General features: G+C 68.3%; 12 protein-coding genes. 5 read left to right on the top strand and 7 right to left on the bottom strand.

The genetic code is table 11. The annotated features are described in order from the left end of the window. Window positions 1-2: 2 nt before the first annotated feature. Window positions 3-1,772 (top strand): cation:proton antiporter, encoded by a 1,770-nt coding sequence (locus ABZ070_RS10540; RefSeq protein ID WP_356632064.1) that lies wholly within the window; start codon window positions 3-5, stop codon window positions 1,770-1,772. A 27-nt stretch (window positions 1,773-1,799) separates the two neighbouring features. Here ABZ070_RS10540 and ABZ070_RS10535 read toward each other — a convergent pair whose 3' ends face one another. Beyond that, window positions 1,800-3,647 carry a glycoside hydrolase family 15 protein gene (locus ABZ070_RS10535; protein ID WP_356632062.1) on the bottom strand — a complete coding sequence of 616 codons (1,848 nt, stop codon included), beginning with the start codon at window positions 3,645-3,647 and terminating at the stop codon, window positions 1,800-1,802. A 317-nt stretch (window positions 3,648-3,964) separates the two neighbouring features. On the opposite strand from ABZ070_RS10535, the gene ABZ070_RS10530 reads away from it, so the two are divergent. Continuing rightward, on the top strand, window positions 3,965-5,260 hold the full coding sequence (locus tag ABZ070_RS10530) for a DUF2254 domain-containing protein (RefSeq protein ID WP_356632060.1): 1,296 nt from the start codon (window positions 3,965-3,967) through the stop codon (window positions 5,258-5,260). Window positions 5,261-5,298: 38 nt separating this feature from the next. Here the strand turns inward: ABZ070_RS10530 and ABZ070_RS10525 are convergent, their stop codons facing one another. From ABZ070_RS10525 to ABZ070_RS10515, 3 genes are all read right to left on the bottom strand, one after another. Beyond that, window positions 5,299-6,693, bottom strand: a complete 1,395-nt coding sequence (locus ABZ070_RS10525) for a chloride channel protein (protein WP_356632059.1) — start codon at window positions 6,691-6,693, stop codon at window positions 5,299-5,301. A 29-nt stretch (window positions 6,694-6,722) separates the two neighbouring features. Next, window positions 6,723-7,016 (bottom strand): SHOCT domain-containing protein, encoded by a 294-nt coding sequence (locus ABZ070_RS10520; RefSeq protein WP_356632057.1) that lies wholly within the window; start codon window positions 7,014-7,016, stop codon window positions 6,723-6,725. Window positions 7,017-7,091: 75 nt separating this feature from the next. Beyond that, the gene (locus tag ABZ070_RS10515; RefSeq protein ID WP_356632055.1) at window positions 7,092-7,541 is read right to left on the bottom strand and encodes a DUF6325 family protein; all 450 of its coding nucleotides are present in this window, start codon (window positions 7,539-7,541) and stop codon (window positions 7,092-7,094) included. Window positions 7,542-7,992: 451 nt separating this feature from the next. Between ABZ070_RS10515 and ABZ070_RS10510 the strand changes: the two genes are divergently transcribed. After that, window positions 7,993-9,267, top strand: a complete 1,275-nt coding sequence (locus ABZ070_RS10510) for a hypothetical protein (RefSeq protein ID WP_356632053.1) — start codon at window positions 7,993-7,995, stop codon at window positions 9,265-9,267. A gap of 56 nt (window positions 9,268-9,323) precedes the next feature. Here ABZ070_RS10510 and ABZ070_RS10505 read toward each other — a convergent pair whose 3' ends face one another. Together ABZ070_RS10505 and ABZ070_RS10500 are read right to left on the bottom strand one after the other, a co-directional pair. After that, window positions 9,324-10,754, bottom strand: a complete 1,431-nt coding sequence (locus ABZ070_RS10505) for a DUF2252 domain-containing protein (RefSeq protein WP_356632051.1) — start codon at window positions 10,752-10,754, stop codon at window positions 9,324-9,326. Between the two features lie 398 nt (window positions 10,755-11,152). After that, window positions 11,153-11,344 carry a hypothetical protein gene (locus ABZ070_RS10500; protein ID WP_356632049.1) on the bottom strand — a complete coding sequence of 64 codons (192 nt, stop codon included), beginning with the start codon at window positions 11,342-11,344 and terminating at the stop codon, window positions 11,153-11,155. 172 nt (window positions 11,345-11,516) lie between these two features. Between ABZ070_RS10500 and ABZ070_RS10495 the strand changes: the two genes are divergently transcribed. Together ABZ070_RS10495 and ABZ070_RS10490 are read left to right on the top strand one after the other, a co-directional pair. Further along, a complete protein-coding gene (locus ABZ070_RS10495; protein ID WP_356632047.1) occupies window positions 11,517-12,650 on the top strand; it encodes a glutathione-independent formaldehyde dehydrogenase in 1,134 nt (377 codons plus the stop codon). Between the two features lie 502 nt (window positions 12,651-13,152). After that, window positions 13,153-15,567, top strand: a complete 2,415-nt coding sequence (locus ABZ070_RS10490; RefSeq protein ID WP_356632045.1) for a SpoIIE family protein phosphatase — start codon at window positions 13,153-13,155, stop codon at window positions 15,565-15,567. A gap of 187 nt (window positions 15,568-15,754) precedes the next feature. On the opposite strand, the gene ABZ070_RS10485 is transcribed toward ABZ070_RS10490, so the two are convergent. Further along, window positions 15,755-16,153 (bottom strand): DUF1992 domain-containing protein, encoded by a 399-nt coding sequence (locus tag ABZ070_RS10485; protein ID WP_356632043.1) that lies wholly within the window; start codon window positions 16,151-16,153, stop codon window positions 15,755-15,757. Window positions 16,154-16,287: the final 134 nt, after the last annotated feature.

Below are 16,287 nucleotides of genomic sequence, written 5' to 3'. Positions count from 1 at the left end.
CTGTGACCGCCGACGAGGTCCTTCTCGGGATCGCGCTGACCGTGGTCCTGGCAACCGGGTCGCAGATCCTGGCGAGCAAGCTCCGTGTGCCCGCACTCATCCTGCTCCTCCCCGCCGGCTTCGCGGCGGGGGCCCTGACGGACGTCATCCACCCGGACCGGCTGATGGCGCAGAACTTCTCCGTCCTTGTGTCGCTGTCCGTCGCGGTGATCCTCTACGACGCCGGCCTGGGCCTCAATCTGCGCAATCTCGCAGGTCAAACGCGGTGGATCGTGGGGAGGCTGCTGCTGTTCGGCGTCCTGATCACGTTCTTCGTCGTCGCGGGGGTGGCGCCTGCGATGTTCGCCATGCCCCTCAAGGTGGCCGCGATGCTCGGCGTGATCCTCGTGGTCTCCGGGCCGACCGTGGTCGGTCCGCTCCTCGACTTCGTCCGGCCGAACGACAGGGTGCGCCGCATCCTCATCTGGGAGGGGACGCTGACCGACCCGATCGGCGGCATCCTCGGCGCGCTCGTGTTCCACGCCATCGCCACCACGCACCAGGTCGACATCGGACGTGGCCACCAGATGGTCCAGTTCGCCCTCAGCATGGCCGTGGGCCTCGTCGGCGGGGTGGTGGGCACCGCGCTGCAGTGGCTGACGCTGCGCACGCTGCGGCTCGGCGAGACGCTCGGCACACTGGCGCAACTGGCCACGGTGATCACGGTCTCCGCGGGCTGCGACATCGTCCGGGACGACACCGGGCTCATCGCCGCCATCGTCACCGGACTCGCCGTCACCAACATCCGCGGCTTCGACATGCCTGCCCGGCGCCCCTTCTTCGAGACCCTGGCCCAGCTGATCATCGGTCTGCTCTTCGTCTCCATCTCCTCCACCGTGACCCCGGCGTCGCTGGTGCCCGTCCTCCTTCCCGCACTGGTTCTCATCGCGATCCTCGTCCTGGTGGTGCGTCCGGTCGTGGCCTTCGTCTCGACAACGGGAACGGACTTGTCCAGAAGGGAAAGGGCGTTCATCGGCTGGATGGACCCTCGCGGCATCGTCGCGGCCGCCACGGCGTCGGCCTTCGCGTCCACCCTCGTCGACCGGGGTGTGGACGGAGCATCCAGGATCCTTCCGGTCACCTTCCTCGTGATCGTGGGCACCGTCCTGCTGTACGCGCTGACTGCGGCACCGGTGGCCCGACGGCTGGGCATCGTCAAACCGGCAGGTACGCGGCTCCTTCTGGTGGGCGGCCAACCGTGGGTGGTCGACCTGGGGAGGACCCTGCGGTCGGCCGGGCTGGATGTGCTGATGTGGGCCGGCCTCGACGAGGAGCGGCAGCGGATCAAGGACGGGGGAATCGAACTGGCCACGGGCGATCTGCTGGCCACCGCCACCAACCCCGGGGCACGGCTGGAGGGAGTGACAGCCGTGTTCCTGGCCACCGACGACGACGACTTCAACGCGCTCGCCTCAGTCGTGATGCAGGACAACGTCGAGGGCCGCGTCTACCGGGTCGGGCCCCCGCACGAGAGCCACGGTGTGGTCGCTCCCTACACCGGCGGGGACATCCTCTTCGGCCCTTCCCTGGTCCGTCACATCCTGGCGGCCCGCTACGAGCAGGGCGCCCGATTTCTGGTGCAGCCCGCTTCTTCCCCGGTGCCGCCCGAGCACGACACCCTGTTCGTGGTGCGGGCCGACAACACGGTTGATCCGCTGACCGAGAAGCAGCCGGTCACCCCGCAGGAAGGCGACAGCGTCGTTCTGCTCGGCCCCGCCCGCTCCGCGCAGTGAACCTCGCACGGACACCGCCTTCCGGAGCTACGTCCCGCCGCCGCGTGACCGGTTGAGGTGTGCGTCGAGGGTGATCGCCGCATCGATCAACGCGAGGTGGGTGAAGGCCTGGGGGAAGTTGCCCAGTTGTCGCCCCGTCAGGTCGATCTCCTCGGAGTACAGGCCCAGATGGTTGGCGTAGGTGAGCATTTTCTCCAGCACCAGCCTGGCCTGATCGGTCCGCCCTGCCCGTGCCAGGGCGTCGACGTACATGAACGTGCACAGGGAGAAGGTCCCTTCGGAACCGCGCAGTCCGTCCGGCGACGCCTCGGGGTTGTAGCGGTAGACCAGGCTGTCGCTGACCAGTTCTCGGTCCATCGCATCCAGCGTCGATCTCCACATCGGATCGTCCGGGGTGATGAAGCCCACCGTCGGCATCCGCAGCAGCGACGAGTCCAGGACATCACTGCCGTAGTGCTGAACGAAAGCCTCACGTTTCGGATCCCATCCCTGCGCCAGGACCTGTTCGAAGACCCGGTCACGCTCGGTCGCCCAGCGCCCACGGGCTGCCGGACGGCCGCTCGCGGAGGAGAGCCGCAAGGCGCGGTCGAAGGCGACCCAGGACATCACCCGGCCGTAGGTGAAGTTCTTACGGCCCCCGCGGGTCTCCCACAGTCCCTCGCCGGCCTGGTCCCAGTGGTCGACCAGCCAGTCGAGGAGCGTGTGCAGTGAGGACCAACCCTTGACGTCGAGCTGGATTCCGCGCTGGTGCGCGAAGTAGATGCTGTCCAGTGCCTCGCCGTAGATGTCCAACTGCATCTGGTTCGCGGCTCCGTTGCCGATGCGTACAGGGGCGGAGCCCTCGTATCCCTCCCAGTGCTCCAGAGTCTCCTCCACCAGGTCGGAGGAGCCGTCGACCCGGTACATGATGTTCAGCGGTCCCGTGTCGGTGTTACCTCCGACCTCTTCCTTCACGCGATCGCGCAGCCAGCTGATGAATGCCGTGGCCTCTTCCTTGAAGCCCAGGCCCAGGAGCGCGTAGACGGAGAAGGAGGCATCGCGGATCCAGGTGAAGCGGTAGTCCCAGTTGCGCTCGCCGCCCAGCTGCTCCGGCAGGCCCGTCGTGGGAGCCGCGACCAGGGCCCCGCTCGGCGCGTACGTCATGAGTTTCAGCGTCACCGCCGAGCGTTCAACCGCCTCCCGCCAGCGACCTGAGTATCGTGACTGGCCGAGCCATGACCGCCAGTAGTGGATCGTCTCGTCGTGGAGTTGCTGGAACTCCGCGACGCGAACTTCATGGGGTGGCCCTCCGGGCGACGACTCCACGATCACGCCGCGCTGCTGTCCGGCCCGCAGCGGCAGGGAGAAGTGCAAGTCCCTGTCTCCCGCCAGGAGGTTCACAGGCCGATCGTCCTCCGGCTCGCGAACGGCGTGCACGGCCAGTTCGAGTCCTTCCGAGGCGAACACCGCTCCATGCTCCGTCATGTGCAGTTCATGTGGCTTGCGGCCGTAGTCGAACCTGGGGGCGATGTCTCCCTCGAACGTCATGCTGCCACGCACACAACGCAGCATGCGGACGAGGCGATGACGGCCGGTCGCGACGGTTCCGGTCACCGGCATGAAGTCGATCACTTCGCCGGTCCCGGTCTCCGTCATGAAGCGTGTCACCAGAATGGCGGAGTCCGGGAAGTACAACTGTTTCGTCGAGTATGTCGTGTCGGCAGGCCGGACAGTGAAGTGCCCGCCCTTTTCCCGGTCCAGCAATGCGCCGAACACACTGGGCGAATCGAATCGTGGACAGCAGAACCAATCGATGGTGCCGTCGGTGGTCACCAGGGCCGCCGTCTGCAGATCACCGATAAGACCATGATTTTCGATCAGCGGGTATGCGTCCATCACGTGCCTGCTTTCACCCTTGCCGAGCTCCAGGCCGAACCAACGGACACCGTGACTTCCGTCGGTCGCCGACCGGACAGCGGAAACGCCGCACGAGGCCCCATGGCAATGGAGTCACCCGTCCAGCCTACGAGGGAAAGCCCTGCCGGTCCTGCCGAACACATCCCGCCGCCGGCCGACCCGTGCCGTGCCGCTGCGCACGTCCGCTCCTTGCCATACCGTGGCCGTACCCGGAACGAAGACCGTCCCGACCGACGGCGCGCCATGCCTGTGCCGCATCCCGGAACGTTGGTTGCCGTGAGGGAAAGGCTACGGGCATGCGACACATGATGTCCTGGTCCTCACTGTTCCGACTGCGACAGTACGCAAAAGCCAGTTTGTGGATCGTGCCGCTGTTCGGAATGGCGTTGGGCGTCATTCTCGCAGAATGCGCCATCACCGCCGACGGGGTGGACTGGACGCCGAGCGGTTGGCGTTACTCCGCGACCACCGCCAGCAGCGTGCTCAGTTCCATCGTCGGGGCGATGGTGGCACTGCTGGGTTTTGTCGTGACCATCGGTGTGCTCGTCATTCAGCAGGCGACCGGAGCGCTGTCCCCGAGATATATGCGCCTGTGGTACAGAGACCGACTGCAGAAGACCGTCCTGGCCACCTTCACCGGTACGTTCGCGTTTGCCTTCTCCCTGCTGCGCAGCATCGAGTCCAACTCGGTACCGGACCTCGGGGTCACCCTCGCCGGCGCGGCCGTGGCCGTCAGCCTCCTGCTCCTGCTCGTCTATCTCAATCGCTTCACGCACAACCTCAGGCCGGTCGCCATCGCCGACCTCGTCGGACGCATGGGAGAAGACATCGTCACCCGTGGGGTCAAGGAGATCCGGGAATCGGCGCCGTACACCAGTGAATCCAGGACGTCGCGTGGCCCGGTGACGCTTGTCCGCTCACCGGGCGGCGGGGCCGTCCAGGCATTCCACACGACTGGACTGGTGGCTGCCGCGGCGCGCCACGACTGCACTTTCGTCGTACCCCACCTCATCGGTGATTTCGTCCCGCCCGGCGCCGTCCTCGTCGAAGTCCACGGCGGTACGTCCGTGCCCGATCCCCGGCACGTGACCGGTCTCATCGCTCTGGGCGCCGAACGAACGATCGAGCAGGACCCCGCCTTCGCCCTGCGGGTACTCGTGGACATTGCCATCCGCGCCCTCTCCCCGGCGGTCAACGACCCCACGACCGCTGTTCAGGTGCTCAATCACATCGAGTCGTTCCTCACTTCGGTCGGCAGTGTGCGGCTGCCGGGTCGCCTGGTGATGGCGGATGCCCACGGCAGGCCGCGTCTCGTGCTGCACGGACGCGACTGGGAGGACTACCTGCAGCTCGCCGTCGCCGAGATCCGCGACTACGGGGCAACGTCCGTGCAGGTCTGCCGACGGCTGCGCGCATTGCTCGACGGCCTTCTCGACACCCTGCCTTCAGAGCAACGTCCCGCGGTGGAAAGGGAGTTGGATCTGCTGCGCCAGTCGGTGGAACGATCATTCACGGACCCGGCCCGCCGGGCGATTGCCCAGGGGGCCGACCGTCAGGGCATCGGGGGCGGGGCCCTGCCCCGCCCCCAGTGACCGAGTTGTCGCGAGGACCTGCCCGCGTCTCAGCCGGTTCAAGGGCCGGCCGCATCAGCGGCCTGGGTCGCGCCGCCTGAGGGGTCCACGGGCTTGCCCGCCTCCGGCACCGCACGGCCGGGAGGAAGCAACTGGGTGGTGACGAAGGCCACGACGGACGCCAGAATCACCACGGGAATCATGGCAGCGCTGTCGAGCAACAGGACAATGAGCACCACGCTGCTGACCGGCAGCCGTAGGGCACTGGTCACCGCGGCAGCCATGCCCACGGCCAGTCCCGGCACGACTCCCAGGCCCGGAAGGGGTGCGAGTAGCACGCCTGCGGCACCGCCCAGGAACAGTGCCGGGAAGACGGGGCCGCCGCGCAGACTGCCCAGACACAGGGTGTAGGAGAGACCGGTGAAGAGGAGTACGGCGATCAGGGCGCCGACCCCCCAGGCGTGCGGTTCGGCGGCCATGTGGCTCAGCGTGGCCTGTCCCGACGAGGCAACTTCCACGGGTGACCGGCCGGTGACGAGTGCGTACACCGCGGCACAGGCTCCGGAGGCCAGCGCGCACACGGCCGTGTTGGCCAGCGGACGTCTCGCGACGAAGAGCGCGGTCAGCCGCCCGCCCAGCGTTATCAGGTGCACAGCCACACCGATCGCCACAGCGATGAGCACCGACCACACCACGTCCCCGGCGTCGAGCCGCGGGAAGGGCACGCCCAGCTCCATGGAAAGGTGGCTGGTCTTCAGGCCGGTCCAGCGGCCGAAGCCGGTGAACACGAGAGCGCCCACCCCGCTCGACAACAGTGCGGGCAGCATCACGGCGAAGAGCCGCGAGCCACCCACCCCCGCCACCTCCATCACCATCACCGCAGCGATCAGCGGGTTTCCGAAGATCACCGAGACGGCGGCTGCGGCTCCGGCCGTGCCCAGCAGAATGGTGCTCTGGGCGGTCGAGGGCACGCGAGCCAGTTCGGTGACAAGCAGTGCCAAGCCGCCGCCGAAGGCGATCAAAGGGGCCTCTGGTCCGAGGGTCGCGCCAAGAGGAAGACTGGCCAGGGCGGCGAGCATCACACCGGGCAGGGCTCGCGGTGAACCACCGGTCGCGTGCAGACCGCCGGCGGGGATGTGGCCACCACCGCCGGGCAGGTGGGTGACCACGAGGCCGACGACGATGCCGGCTGCCGGCAGCAGCGGCAAGGGCCACCACCACGGCGGGGCTGCCAAACCCACAGCCTCTGGCAGGTCGGCCCACATGAGGTGGTTCAGCTGGTGGAGAGCGACGAGGAACCAGAATGCCGCCAGCGACACCGGAACACCGATGAGGGCACACAACACAAGCACCTTGAGATAGCCGGGACTGCGCAACAGTTCGCGCAACCGGTCCGCCTCTTCGGGCTGTGACTTTCCGGCGGGCGCGCCGGGCTTCGGATCCGGCTCCGTCACGGGGCCTCCCTTGCCGGTTCCGCAGGCCCTCAGCCGAGAATCCTGGCCTTCTGTGCCGCGAACTCGTCCTCTGTCAGAATCCCCTGCGCTTTCAAATCGCCCAGCTGCTTGAGCTGTTCGATCCTGCCGCTCATGTCGTCATTGGGGGCGGCGGGAGGTGAGGGTGCCGCTGCGGCGGGCATGGCCTGCTGCTGGGGAGCCCGTTGCTGTTCGTCCTGCAGCGCCCAGCGCCCCGCCTGCCGCCTCGACACTCGATTGGACACCGCGGTGGCGGTTCCGGAGATCACAGCAGTGCGGGCGACGCCACGAAGAAGTCCTGGCATGATCGCTCAACTCCCAGTTCTCGAAGTGGGCGGTACGGGCCCCTGTTGAGGAGCGACACGTCACCGCCGCGGGCCTCAGGCGGCTGCCGGTCCGCCGGGCTCTGTCGCGTCCAGTGAGGCCATCAGGGCCTGAACGGGGATGCGGCCGCTCGCCACCATCTGGGCGCCGCCTCGCCGTAGCGCCCGGGCCAGGGGTGCGGCCCACACGTTCTCGTACACCACGACAGCGGCCGAGTTGCCGGGCTCGAGCGCGGCCCCGGCCTCGGTGAGGTCGTCCTGGTCCAGCAGCCCCGAGGAAGCACCCTCGAAAACGGACAGATCGGCCTCCTCCCCGACATCCTGCAGCTCCAACCCGCTGACGGAGCCGTCGCTGTCCTTCCGGACGAAGACCAGGTCGAGGATGCGGATGATGCCGCGATCGACAAGATCGACGAGCAGAGGAAAGCCTTCGCCCGTCATGCGACTGCCCGGAAACTCGACGACGAGGTAGTCGACAGGTCCCATGTCCTCGATGTCGTCGCTCATGGCCACTCCCTCACGAGCGGATCGCCGTCCGGGCATCGCCGGCCGCTCGTGTCCGGCGGCGCTCGCCGCGATCCACGGCGACGGACAGCCCTTATGGGCCATTGCATCACCGGGCAGAAAGCTCCGCACTTTCGGATCACGGACGCGAGCTCAGGATCGTGTTCTCTCCCGGTTCTGTGGCCGTGTCCCGGTGGGCTCCCTCGGAACCCGGGCAGGTACCGCGGCGCGGTTGTCCCTGCAGGGCGGCGATGGCGGTACGTCGGGTCGGTACACCCTGCAGCCGCTCGCTCCCTCACTCCGACGGCCGCCCATCACTCGCCCGTCACTGCGCTGCGCGGTGTGCTGGCACCGAACGGACGCGTATACGGGAGGCCGCTCCATGCCGAATGACGGACCGACAGGCCCCAGTGCGCCGCATCCCGATGCCGCGAGCGGCGGCGAACGCCCAGACATGGAACGACTGCAGACACGCGTCGCCGCGCTCGAGGCCGGCAGTGCGGCCCGGGCGCCCCATCACCGGTGGCGGTCCTTCTTCTCGGCGCTGCTCATCGTCATCGGCTGCCTCCTTGCTCCGCCGGCCGCCGTTGCCGCCTGGACGGCGGACGAGGTGGGCGACACGGACCGCTACGTGGACACGGTCACGCCGCTTGCTTCGGACCCCGACATCCAGAATGCCGCGGCGAACAGGGTCACCAACGCGGTGATGGAGCACATCGACCTGCCGACCCTGCTCGAAGGCGTGGTGCCCGCGGATCGACCGCTGGCCCAGAAGGCGCTCGGCAAACTCGGCGACGCGCTGGAGAACGCCGTTCGCAGCTTCGTGCACGACAAGTCGAAGGAGGTCATCGCCTCAGAGACCTTCGAGAACATCTGGATCCAGGCCAACCGACGGATCCATGCGGCCGTCGACAAGGCCCTCACGGGCTCCGGTGGCGGCGCAGTGAAAATCAACGACAACTCGGTCTCCGTCGACCTCGGACCGGTCGTCGAACGAGTCAAACAACGTCTTGTCGACGAAGGCATGACGGTAGCTTCAAAGATCCCCGAAGTGCACACCGACTTCACCGTGCTGCGCGCCGACAACATCGGCAAGGTCAAGACGTACTTCCGGATCCTGCAGATCGCCGGGTTCTGGCTGCCCGTGCTGTCGGTGGTGCTCATCGCGGCCGGAGTCCTGATCTCCCGGCACCGCAGGCGTGTTCTGGTGGTCGCCGCGCTCGCCTTCACCTTCGCCGTGCTGATGCTCGGTCTGGGCCTGACCGTCTTCCGTGTGGTCTACCTCAACGCGTTGCCCGACAGCGTCTCGCAAGCCGCGGCCGAGTCCGTCTACGACGCGCTCACGCGCTACCTGCGCACCATGGTTCGTACTGCGGCAACGCTTGGACTGGTGATCGCCCTGGCCGCTTGGCTGAGCGGCCCCGGCCGACCGGCGAACTTCGTCCGGCAGTCGTGGCACTCCGGTATCGGGGCGGTCCGCTCCACCGCCGACCGCATGGGCATGCGCACGGGACCGGTCGGACCGTTCCTCCGGCGCCACCGCACGTGGATCACCTGGGTCCTGGTCGGCCTGGCGGTCCTGACTTTCATTCTCTGGAGCTACCCGACGGCGCTGGTAGTCCTCACCATCGCACTGGTCTGGCTCTTGGTCATGGCGCTCGTGGAGTTCTTGGCCGGCGACAGGGAGGACACATCCGCGCCGACGGCCGACACCGGGTCCGGGGCCTGAACATGCAGGCCTCGTGTGCCTCGTGTGCCTCGTGTGCCCGATGAATACCTGCGCCATCACCCGGTGGGCAGCTCCTGCACGGGCAGCCGGCCCGACCGCACCGCGGCCACCAGGGCCTGGTGGTCACGCTCGTTCTGGTCGGCGTAGGCCTCTGCGAACGTCGCGAGGGCACGGTCGAAGGAGTCGCCGCGGCCGAGGTAGGCGGCGATCGCGATCCGGTCGCCGGACCGTGCATGCGCACGGGCCAGAGTGAATCCGCACAGTTCACCGAACGTCGCCAGCTGCCTGGTCGACATCGTCTCCGGCATCGCGATTCCCTTCCAGTCGCGCAATTGACGGACGTAGAAGTCGCGCCGCTTGCCGTCGATCCCGTCCACCCGCTCCCAGCCGAGGAAGATGTCGCTCGCCGCCTGCATCAATCGCTGCCCCGAGACCACCCGCTCGCCCTGGTTGCGGTACTGGCTCGCTCCGACGTGCGCGGCGAGAACGGAGGTGTCGGCCTCCTTGGCCTGCAGGAACAGCGGGTCCCCGCCGTCCCGGCCGAGCAGCAGGAAGATCCAGCAGCGGGTGCCCACGCTGCCGACCCCCACCACCTTGCGGGCAACGTCCGCCAGCCGGTAGTCCGCCAGAAGGGTGCGCCGGTCGGACGCCAGCGTGCGCCCGTACCGCTCGACGAGGGCCCGGAACTGGAGCTCCAGCTCGGTGCGCTCGACCTCCGGCAGCAGGTCGGCCACCGGCACCAGGAGCGGGGGATCCGGTGCGATCCTCGGCCTTCCGTCGATCATCTCGGTGAGCTTTTCGAAGACCTGCAGGCTGTCGCGCGTGCGGGCCTTCGCCATGGCGCGGGCCAGTCTCTCCTGCCCGCGCTTGCGGAGCCGACCCGTGGTGAGCTCCTCGAGACGGTCCGCGTCGATTTTCGCGTACCAGACGTCGAGGTTGCGCATTCCGGCGAAGCGGATCATCGCTTCTCGGTACGAGCGCACGGTGTGCCTCACGATGCGGGCGCGCTCGGCGTCGTCGAAGCCGTTTGCCCGGCCGGCGATGGCGAAACTCGCCGACAGCCGCTTGACGTCCCACTCCCAGGGGCCCGGCAGTGTCTCGTCGAAGTCGTTGATGTCGAACATCAGCTGCCGCTCGGGGGAGGCGAGCAGCCGGAAATTCAGCAGGTGGGCATCCCCGCAGAGCTGGGCCAGGATTCCCGAGTCCGGGCTGCCGGCCAGGTCCGACGCCATGATCGCGGCGGCTCCCCGGTAGAAGCGGAACGGGGACTCGGTCATCCGGCTGTAGCGGATCGGCACCAGCTCCTGTACCCGCGTCGCGGACTGCGCCTCCAGGATCGCCAACGGGTCCGGCCTGTGCGGAGAGGGCCTGTAGACAGCGTGTCCCGACCGGGGAGAGTGGCGCCGGGCGGCCTTCCCACGGGCCGCGCGCCTTTCGGGGGTGTCCTGCGGCGCCGTGCGCATCGCCGGGGCGGGGTTCTCGGGCATCGGCATGTCTCCTCCATGGCCCGGCGGCCGCGTGCACCCGATACGGCGCGTGTAGGAGCGGTCCCTGTCCTGATCTCGGTATGAGCGACGGTGATGGCTATGCCGAGCGCTGCGGTGATGTTCCCGGCCGCCGTCGGACGGGCGTCGTACCCACGGCGGGGGCGCCGACGACCAGGACGTCCTGGACCTGGGCGGTCCCTTTTCACCATAGGACCCCACCAGGGAGGGCGCAGGGGGCTGCATTTCCCCTGGCCCGGGAGCGGAAGCACCCGCGGGCGGCGAAGCTGAGCCGCCGCGTGGTCCGAACGCGTCGACCGGTTTGGGGACGCCGTTGGAAGGGGGGCCGCACACGGCCGTGAGCCGGCGTGCACGGGCGCCTCTGCCCCGGTGTTGGCCGGTCAGCGGTCGGCGATGTCCTCACGCAGGCCGTCGGAGAACTCCCACCACGACAGGGGGAGCCAGTCGCCGTCGACGAAAGCGTCGACAGTGGCGCCACGACCGCGGACAGTGACCGTCGTGCCGGGCGGGTACGAGGTGCCGGACAGGCCGAGCACGGGGACGAGCAAGGTCCCGAGCCGCTGTGCTGCCACGTTTCGCCCTCCCATTTCGTTCCTGGTGCCAATGATGCGGCACGAGCGCAGATATTCGTCCCGAGATTACCGGCTTGCCCCTCTCAGTAGGCCGGAGAATCATGAGAGATGGCTCACTCGAGAAACGTGGGGCAATCAGGCGTGCTCGTCGCCGAGCAGGAGGTGGCAACAAATGAAAGCCGTCGTTTACAAAGGACCGTTCACCGTAGCGGTCGAGAATGTCGAGAAGCCCACCGTCCAACACCCCAACGACGTGATCGTACGGATCACGTCCACCGCGATCTGCGGCTCGGACCTGCACATGTACGAAGGTCGTACGGCAGCCGAACCCGGCATCGTCTTCGGTCACGAGAACATGGGAGTGGTCGAGGAGCTCGGCCAGGGCGTCACCTCGCTCAAGGAGGGCGACCGTGTGGTCATGCCCTTCAACGTTGCCTGCGGGTTCTGCACCAACTGCGTCGAGGGGTACACCGGATTCTGTCAGACCGTCAATCCGGGATTCTCGGGCGGTGCTTATGGCTATGTCGCCATGGGTCCTTGGACGGGCGGCCAGGCGGAATATCTACGCGTGCCCTACGCAGACTTCAATTGCTTGAAGCTGCCGCCGGGAAACGAGCAGGAGACCGACTTCATGCTGCTCGCGGACATCTTCCCCACCGGCTACCACGGTTGTGAACTCGCGCAGGTCCGCCCGGGCGAGAGCGTCGCGGTATACGGCGGCGGGCCGGTCGGGCTCATGGCCGCGTACTCGGCTCTGCTGCGCGGTGCGAGCAAGGTGTTCGTCGTGGACCGGGTCCCCGAGCGGCTGGAAAAGGCCCGTGAAATCGGTGCGATCCCGATCAACTTTGCCGAAGGCGACCCGGTGAAGCAGATCCAGGATCAAACAAAGGGCATCGGCACGGACAAAGGCGTGGACGCCGTCGGCTACCAGGCGATGGCGCACGGCACAGACCGTGAAGAACCGGCGACCGTCCTGAACTCGCTCATCGGCACGGTTCGGCCCACCGGCGCCCTCGGCATACCCGGCTTGTACGTCCCGGCCGACCCCGGAGGCCCTGACGAGCAGGCCAAGAAGGGCATGCTCCTCGTGTCGATCGGCAAGATGTTCGAGAAGGGCCTGCGGGCGGGTACGGGGCAGTGCAACGTGAAGCGCTACAACCGGTACCTGCGCGACATGATCATCGAGGGCCGCGCGAAGCCGAGCTTCGTCGTCTCGCATGAACTGCCCCTGGACCAGGCTCCGTCGGCTTACGACAAGTTCGACAAGCGAATCGAGGGCTACACAAAGGTAGTGCTGCACCCGTAGTGGAGCCGTTCGTGCACGCCGCCCCTGTCCGTCGCGGGAAGGGCTTTGTTCCTCGAAGCCGTGTGACGGAGTCGGGGCGGCTCTGCCGTTACGGCGCGCTGGTGTCTCGAACGCTGCCGAGGGGATCGCCCCGTCGGGCCTGACGTGACGGGCTGTTCCGGCAGCAGGCCGTGGCATGGCGTGCGGCGCACGGTCGGCGTCGCCGCTTGGGCGGCCCCGCAGCACGGACAAGGACAGTGGCCCGAGGCCCGGGGCGTGGACGGCAGAGGAGATCCGTTGTGGGACCGTGCGGGTGATGGCCTCACGCCGTGCCCCCACGCCCCGCGGGCTGAGGGCCCTGACCGAGTTCAATACGGCACATGGTCGGCCTGGCCTCCTACCAGGGTCGCGGCAGCGAGCGACCACCCGGGCACGAGTCACGCCGGTTGCCGGCCGCGTGCGAAGTACCACGGTGGCGAACATCGGTATCCGATACGAGGTGGTGTCCGGGGTGGAAAAGCGGATGGCAGTGCTCAGCGAGAGCCCGGACGATCCGTTCGCACTGCACCACGCCGCCTCGGCGGTGCTCGACGACCGGGGAATCATCGTCGGCTGGAGCCGGAGGGCCCAGGAGTTGCTCGGCCACCCGGAGTCTGCAGTGATCGGCCGTCCGGCCTTCGATGTCCTGATCGACCCCGGCGACCTGCCGGCCGCCAAGGACGCCGCGGCGACGTGCAGGAGGGACGGAGGCTGGTTCGGCGTACTGGCGGTGCGGCATCGCAGCGGGCGGCTCGTGGAGATGGGTTTCCGGGCAGGGGAGCTGCTGCGCGGTGACCATGTGCGCGATTGGTCCCTCGTCGGGGCGCCCGCGGCGGAGGTCCTCGAGTGGCAGAGGGACCGCGCGGTCCTCGACGGGCTGTTCCGCCGGTGCCCGATCGGTCTGGTCGTCCACAGTCCCGAGATGACGATTCTGCGGGTCAACAGGGCGATCGAGCGGTTCACCGGAGTCCCGGCCGCCTCCTTCCCGGGGATGCCCACGGGTGCCCTGCTCGTCGCCGAGGACGCGCGGAGGGCGGTGGAGCGGGTGCGCCAGGTGATGGACAGCGGAAGATCACTGGTTTCCACCGAGCAGTACACCCGTCTGGAGCGGGATCCGGCACGCGTGCGGGCCGCGTCCGTCTCGTCCTTTCTCCTGCAAGATCCCGCCGGCCGGGTCCTGGGTGTGGCCGAGACGGTGGAGGACGTCACCGACCGTCATCGGGCCCGACTCCGCCTGGCGCTCCTCGACCAGGCCGGCGCCCGCATCGGATCGACGCTCGACGTGCGACAGACGGCCTGGGAACTCGCGGATGTCATGGTCCCCCACCTGGCCGACCACGTAACGGTGGACCTGTCGCAACCGGTGACGCGAGGCGAGGAGCCGGCGCAGGCGCTGGCGGGACCCGTTGTACGGGTCGCTGTCCGCAGTGCCGTGGCCCAGCAGCCCGACCTGCCGCACCCGGAAGACGAGCCGGTGCAGTTCGCACCGGGCACACCACAGGCCAGATGCCTGGCCGACGGGCGCCCCCTGCTCGAACCTGTCCTTTCGCCCGACTGGTTCCTGGCAGAGCCGCGCCGGGGCGAGCAAGCACCGGACCTCTCGGCTCATTCGCTGATCGTGGTGCCACTGGTCGCGCGCGGCCTGGTCCTGGGCGTGATGAGCCTGTGGCGATCGCGGCACCCCGAGCCGTTCGAGGCCGACGATCTCACACTGGCCCAGGAACTCGCCGCGCGCGCCGCTGTCAGCATCGACAACGCCCGACGCTTCACCCAACAGCAGCAGACCGCGTCCACCCTGCAACGCACCCTGCTGCCGAGGACCGTTCCGCACCAGCCGGCCCTCGAAGTGGCCCCTCGCTACCTCCCGGCCAGTACGGCCCCCGGTCCCGGCGGTGACTGGTTCGACGTCATCCCGTTGTCCGGGGCCAGGGTCGCACTCGTGGTCGGCGACGCGGTGGGACACGGCCTGCACGCCGCGGCCACGATGGGCCGGCTACGTACCGCCGTGCACACCCTTGCCACCCTCGACCTGGAACCGGACGAGGTCCTCTCCCGACTGGACGACCTGGTCAACCTTCTCGCCGCCGAACAAGAGACAGCCGGCGAACGAGCCGCGGGCGAGCAGATCGTCGGCGCCACCTGTCTGTACGCCGTCTACGACCCCGTCTCCCGGCAATGCTCCGCGGCGCGAGCCGGTCACCCTCTACCGGTCGTGACCACACCGGACGGACAGGCAGCACTGCTCGACCTGCCCCCCGGCCCACCGCTCGGCCTGGGCGGTCTGCCGTTCGAAACCCGGGAGATCGAACTGGCCGAGGGCAGCCTGCTCACGCTCTACACCAACGGGCTCATCGGCGAACGCCATGTGGACGTGGACACGGGCCTGCAACGGCTGCGCACAGCGCTCACCCACCCGGCGGACCCCTTGGAGAAGACGTGCCAGGCGGTTGTCGACTCCCTCGTGTCAGGAGAGCCCGCTGACGACATCGCGCTGCTCATCGCACGCACCCGTGTACTGCCACCGGAGAACGTCGCCTCCTGGCAACTGCCGCTGGAGCCGAGCGCCGCCGCCCGGGCCAGAACGCTCGCCACGGCTCAGCTCACTCAATGGGGGCTGGAACACCTGGCGTTCGCCACGGAATTGATCGCCAGTGAACTGGTCACCAACGCCTACCGCTATGCCGGAGGCCCCGTGACCCTGCGGCTCATCCGTGAACGGTGTCTCGTCTGCGAGGTCGCCGACGCCAGCCACACCTCACCCCATCTGCGTCGCGCCCGCACCACCGATGAGGGCGGCCGTGGCCTGTTCCTGGTGGCCCAGCTGACCGAGCGCTGGGGCACCCGCTACAGCCGCGAGGGCAAGACCGTCTGGACCGAACAGTCGCTGCTCGGGCTGTGAATCCGCATGATGGCGCGGCCCGCATGATGCGCGGCCCGCATGATCGCGCGGTGGTGGTCGGCGCGGTCGGGGCCGCCGTGTGCCGGTAGCTGCAGCCGGAACCGTTGTGGTGGGCGGCTTGTTCGCTGAGCGGTGGGTGGCGTTGGTCTGAGTGCGGGGTGGGTGTGGTTGTCGGGTTGGCGTTGTTTCAGGTGTGGTTGCGGCGCCATTGTTCGACGACTGTGTCCGGGTCGTACGGCTTCAGTCCCAGGGGTGGGCCGGGTGGTGGGAGCCGGAGCGCTGCTGCGATCTTTTCGTTGATGTCCGCGATGATGCGTCGCACTGCGGATTCGGACGGTGCGTGGGCCGCTTCGGTGAGAGCGTCCTCCGCTTCCTTGCGCAGGGCGAGGGTTGGGGGGAGGAAGCCGAGCCCTTCGCGGTGCATCTTGCCCTTGATCCACCACAGGTCGTCGTAGGTCTCGCCGGTGGCGGGGAGGGGCCGGCCGAATCCGGGCAGGTCCTGGAACTCCCCGCGTTCTGTGGCTTCGCGGATCTGCTTGTCGACCCATGATTCGAAGCTGACGCCTGGCGGTTTGCGCTCGGTCATGAGTTCCAGCCTACGTCTGTGTGTGGGTGTGGTTGGCGGTGTGGGTGGGTTAGTGGGTGGGGGGTGGGGTGGGGGTGTGTTGGTGGGGGTGTGAGAGTGGGGGGGGGAGGCGGGTGAGGGTGGTTGGTCGGGGT

This window comes from Streptomyces sp. NPDC006283, from assembly GCF_040613325.1.
GTDB lineage: Bacteria > Actinomycetota > Actinomycetes > Streptomycetales > Streptomycetaceae > Streptomyces.
This window is presented reverse-complemented; position numbering and strand designations above follow the sequence as displayed.

Bases quoted from the DNA above. Each gene is read 5' to 3' on its own strand.
- ABZ070_RS10495 (WP_356632047.1), top strand. From the start codon at position 11,517: ATGAAAGCCGTCGTTTACAAAGGACCGTTCACCGTAGCGGTCGAGAAT.
- ABZ070_RS10535 (WP_356632062.1), bottom strand. From the start codon at position 3,647: ATGGACGCATACCCGCTGATCGAAAATCATGGTCTTATCGGTGATCTG.
- ABZ070_RS10510 (WP_356632053.1), top strand. From the start codon at position 7,993: ATGGAACGACTGCAGACACGCGTCGCCGCGCTCGAGGCCGGCAGTGCG.
- ABZ070_RS10490 (WP_356632045.1), top strand. From the start codon at position 13,153: ATGGCAGTGCTCAGCGAGAGCCCGGACGATCCGTTCGCACTGCACCAC.
- ABZ070_RS10520 (WP_356632057.1), bottom strand. From the start codon at position 7,016: ATGCCAGGACTTCTTCGTGGCGTCGCCCGCACTGCTGTGATCTCCGGA.
- ABZ070_RS10485 (WP_356632043.1), bottom strand. From the start codon at position 16,153: ATGACCGAGCGCAAACCGCCAGGCGTCAGCTTCGAATCATGGGTCGAC.
- ABZ070_RS10515 (WP_356632055.1), bottom strand. From the start codon at position 7,541: ATGAGCGACGACATCGAGGACATGGGACCTGTCGACTACCTCGTCGTC.
- ABZ070_RS10530 (WP_356632060.1), top strand. From the start codon at position 3,965: ATGCGACACATGATGTCCTGGTCCTCACTGTTCCGACTGCGACAGTAC.
- ABZ070_RS10505 (WP_356632051.1), bottom strand. From the start codon at position 10,754: ATGCCCGAGAACCCCGCCCCGGCGATGCGCACGGCGCCGCAGGACACC.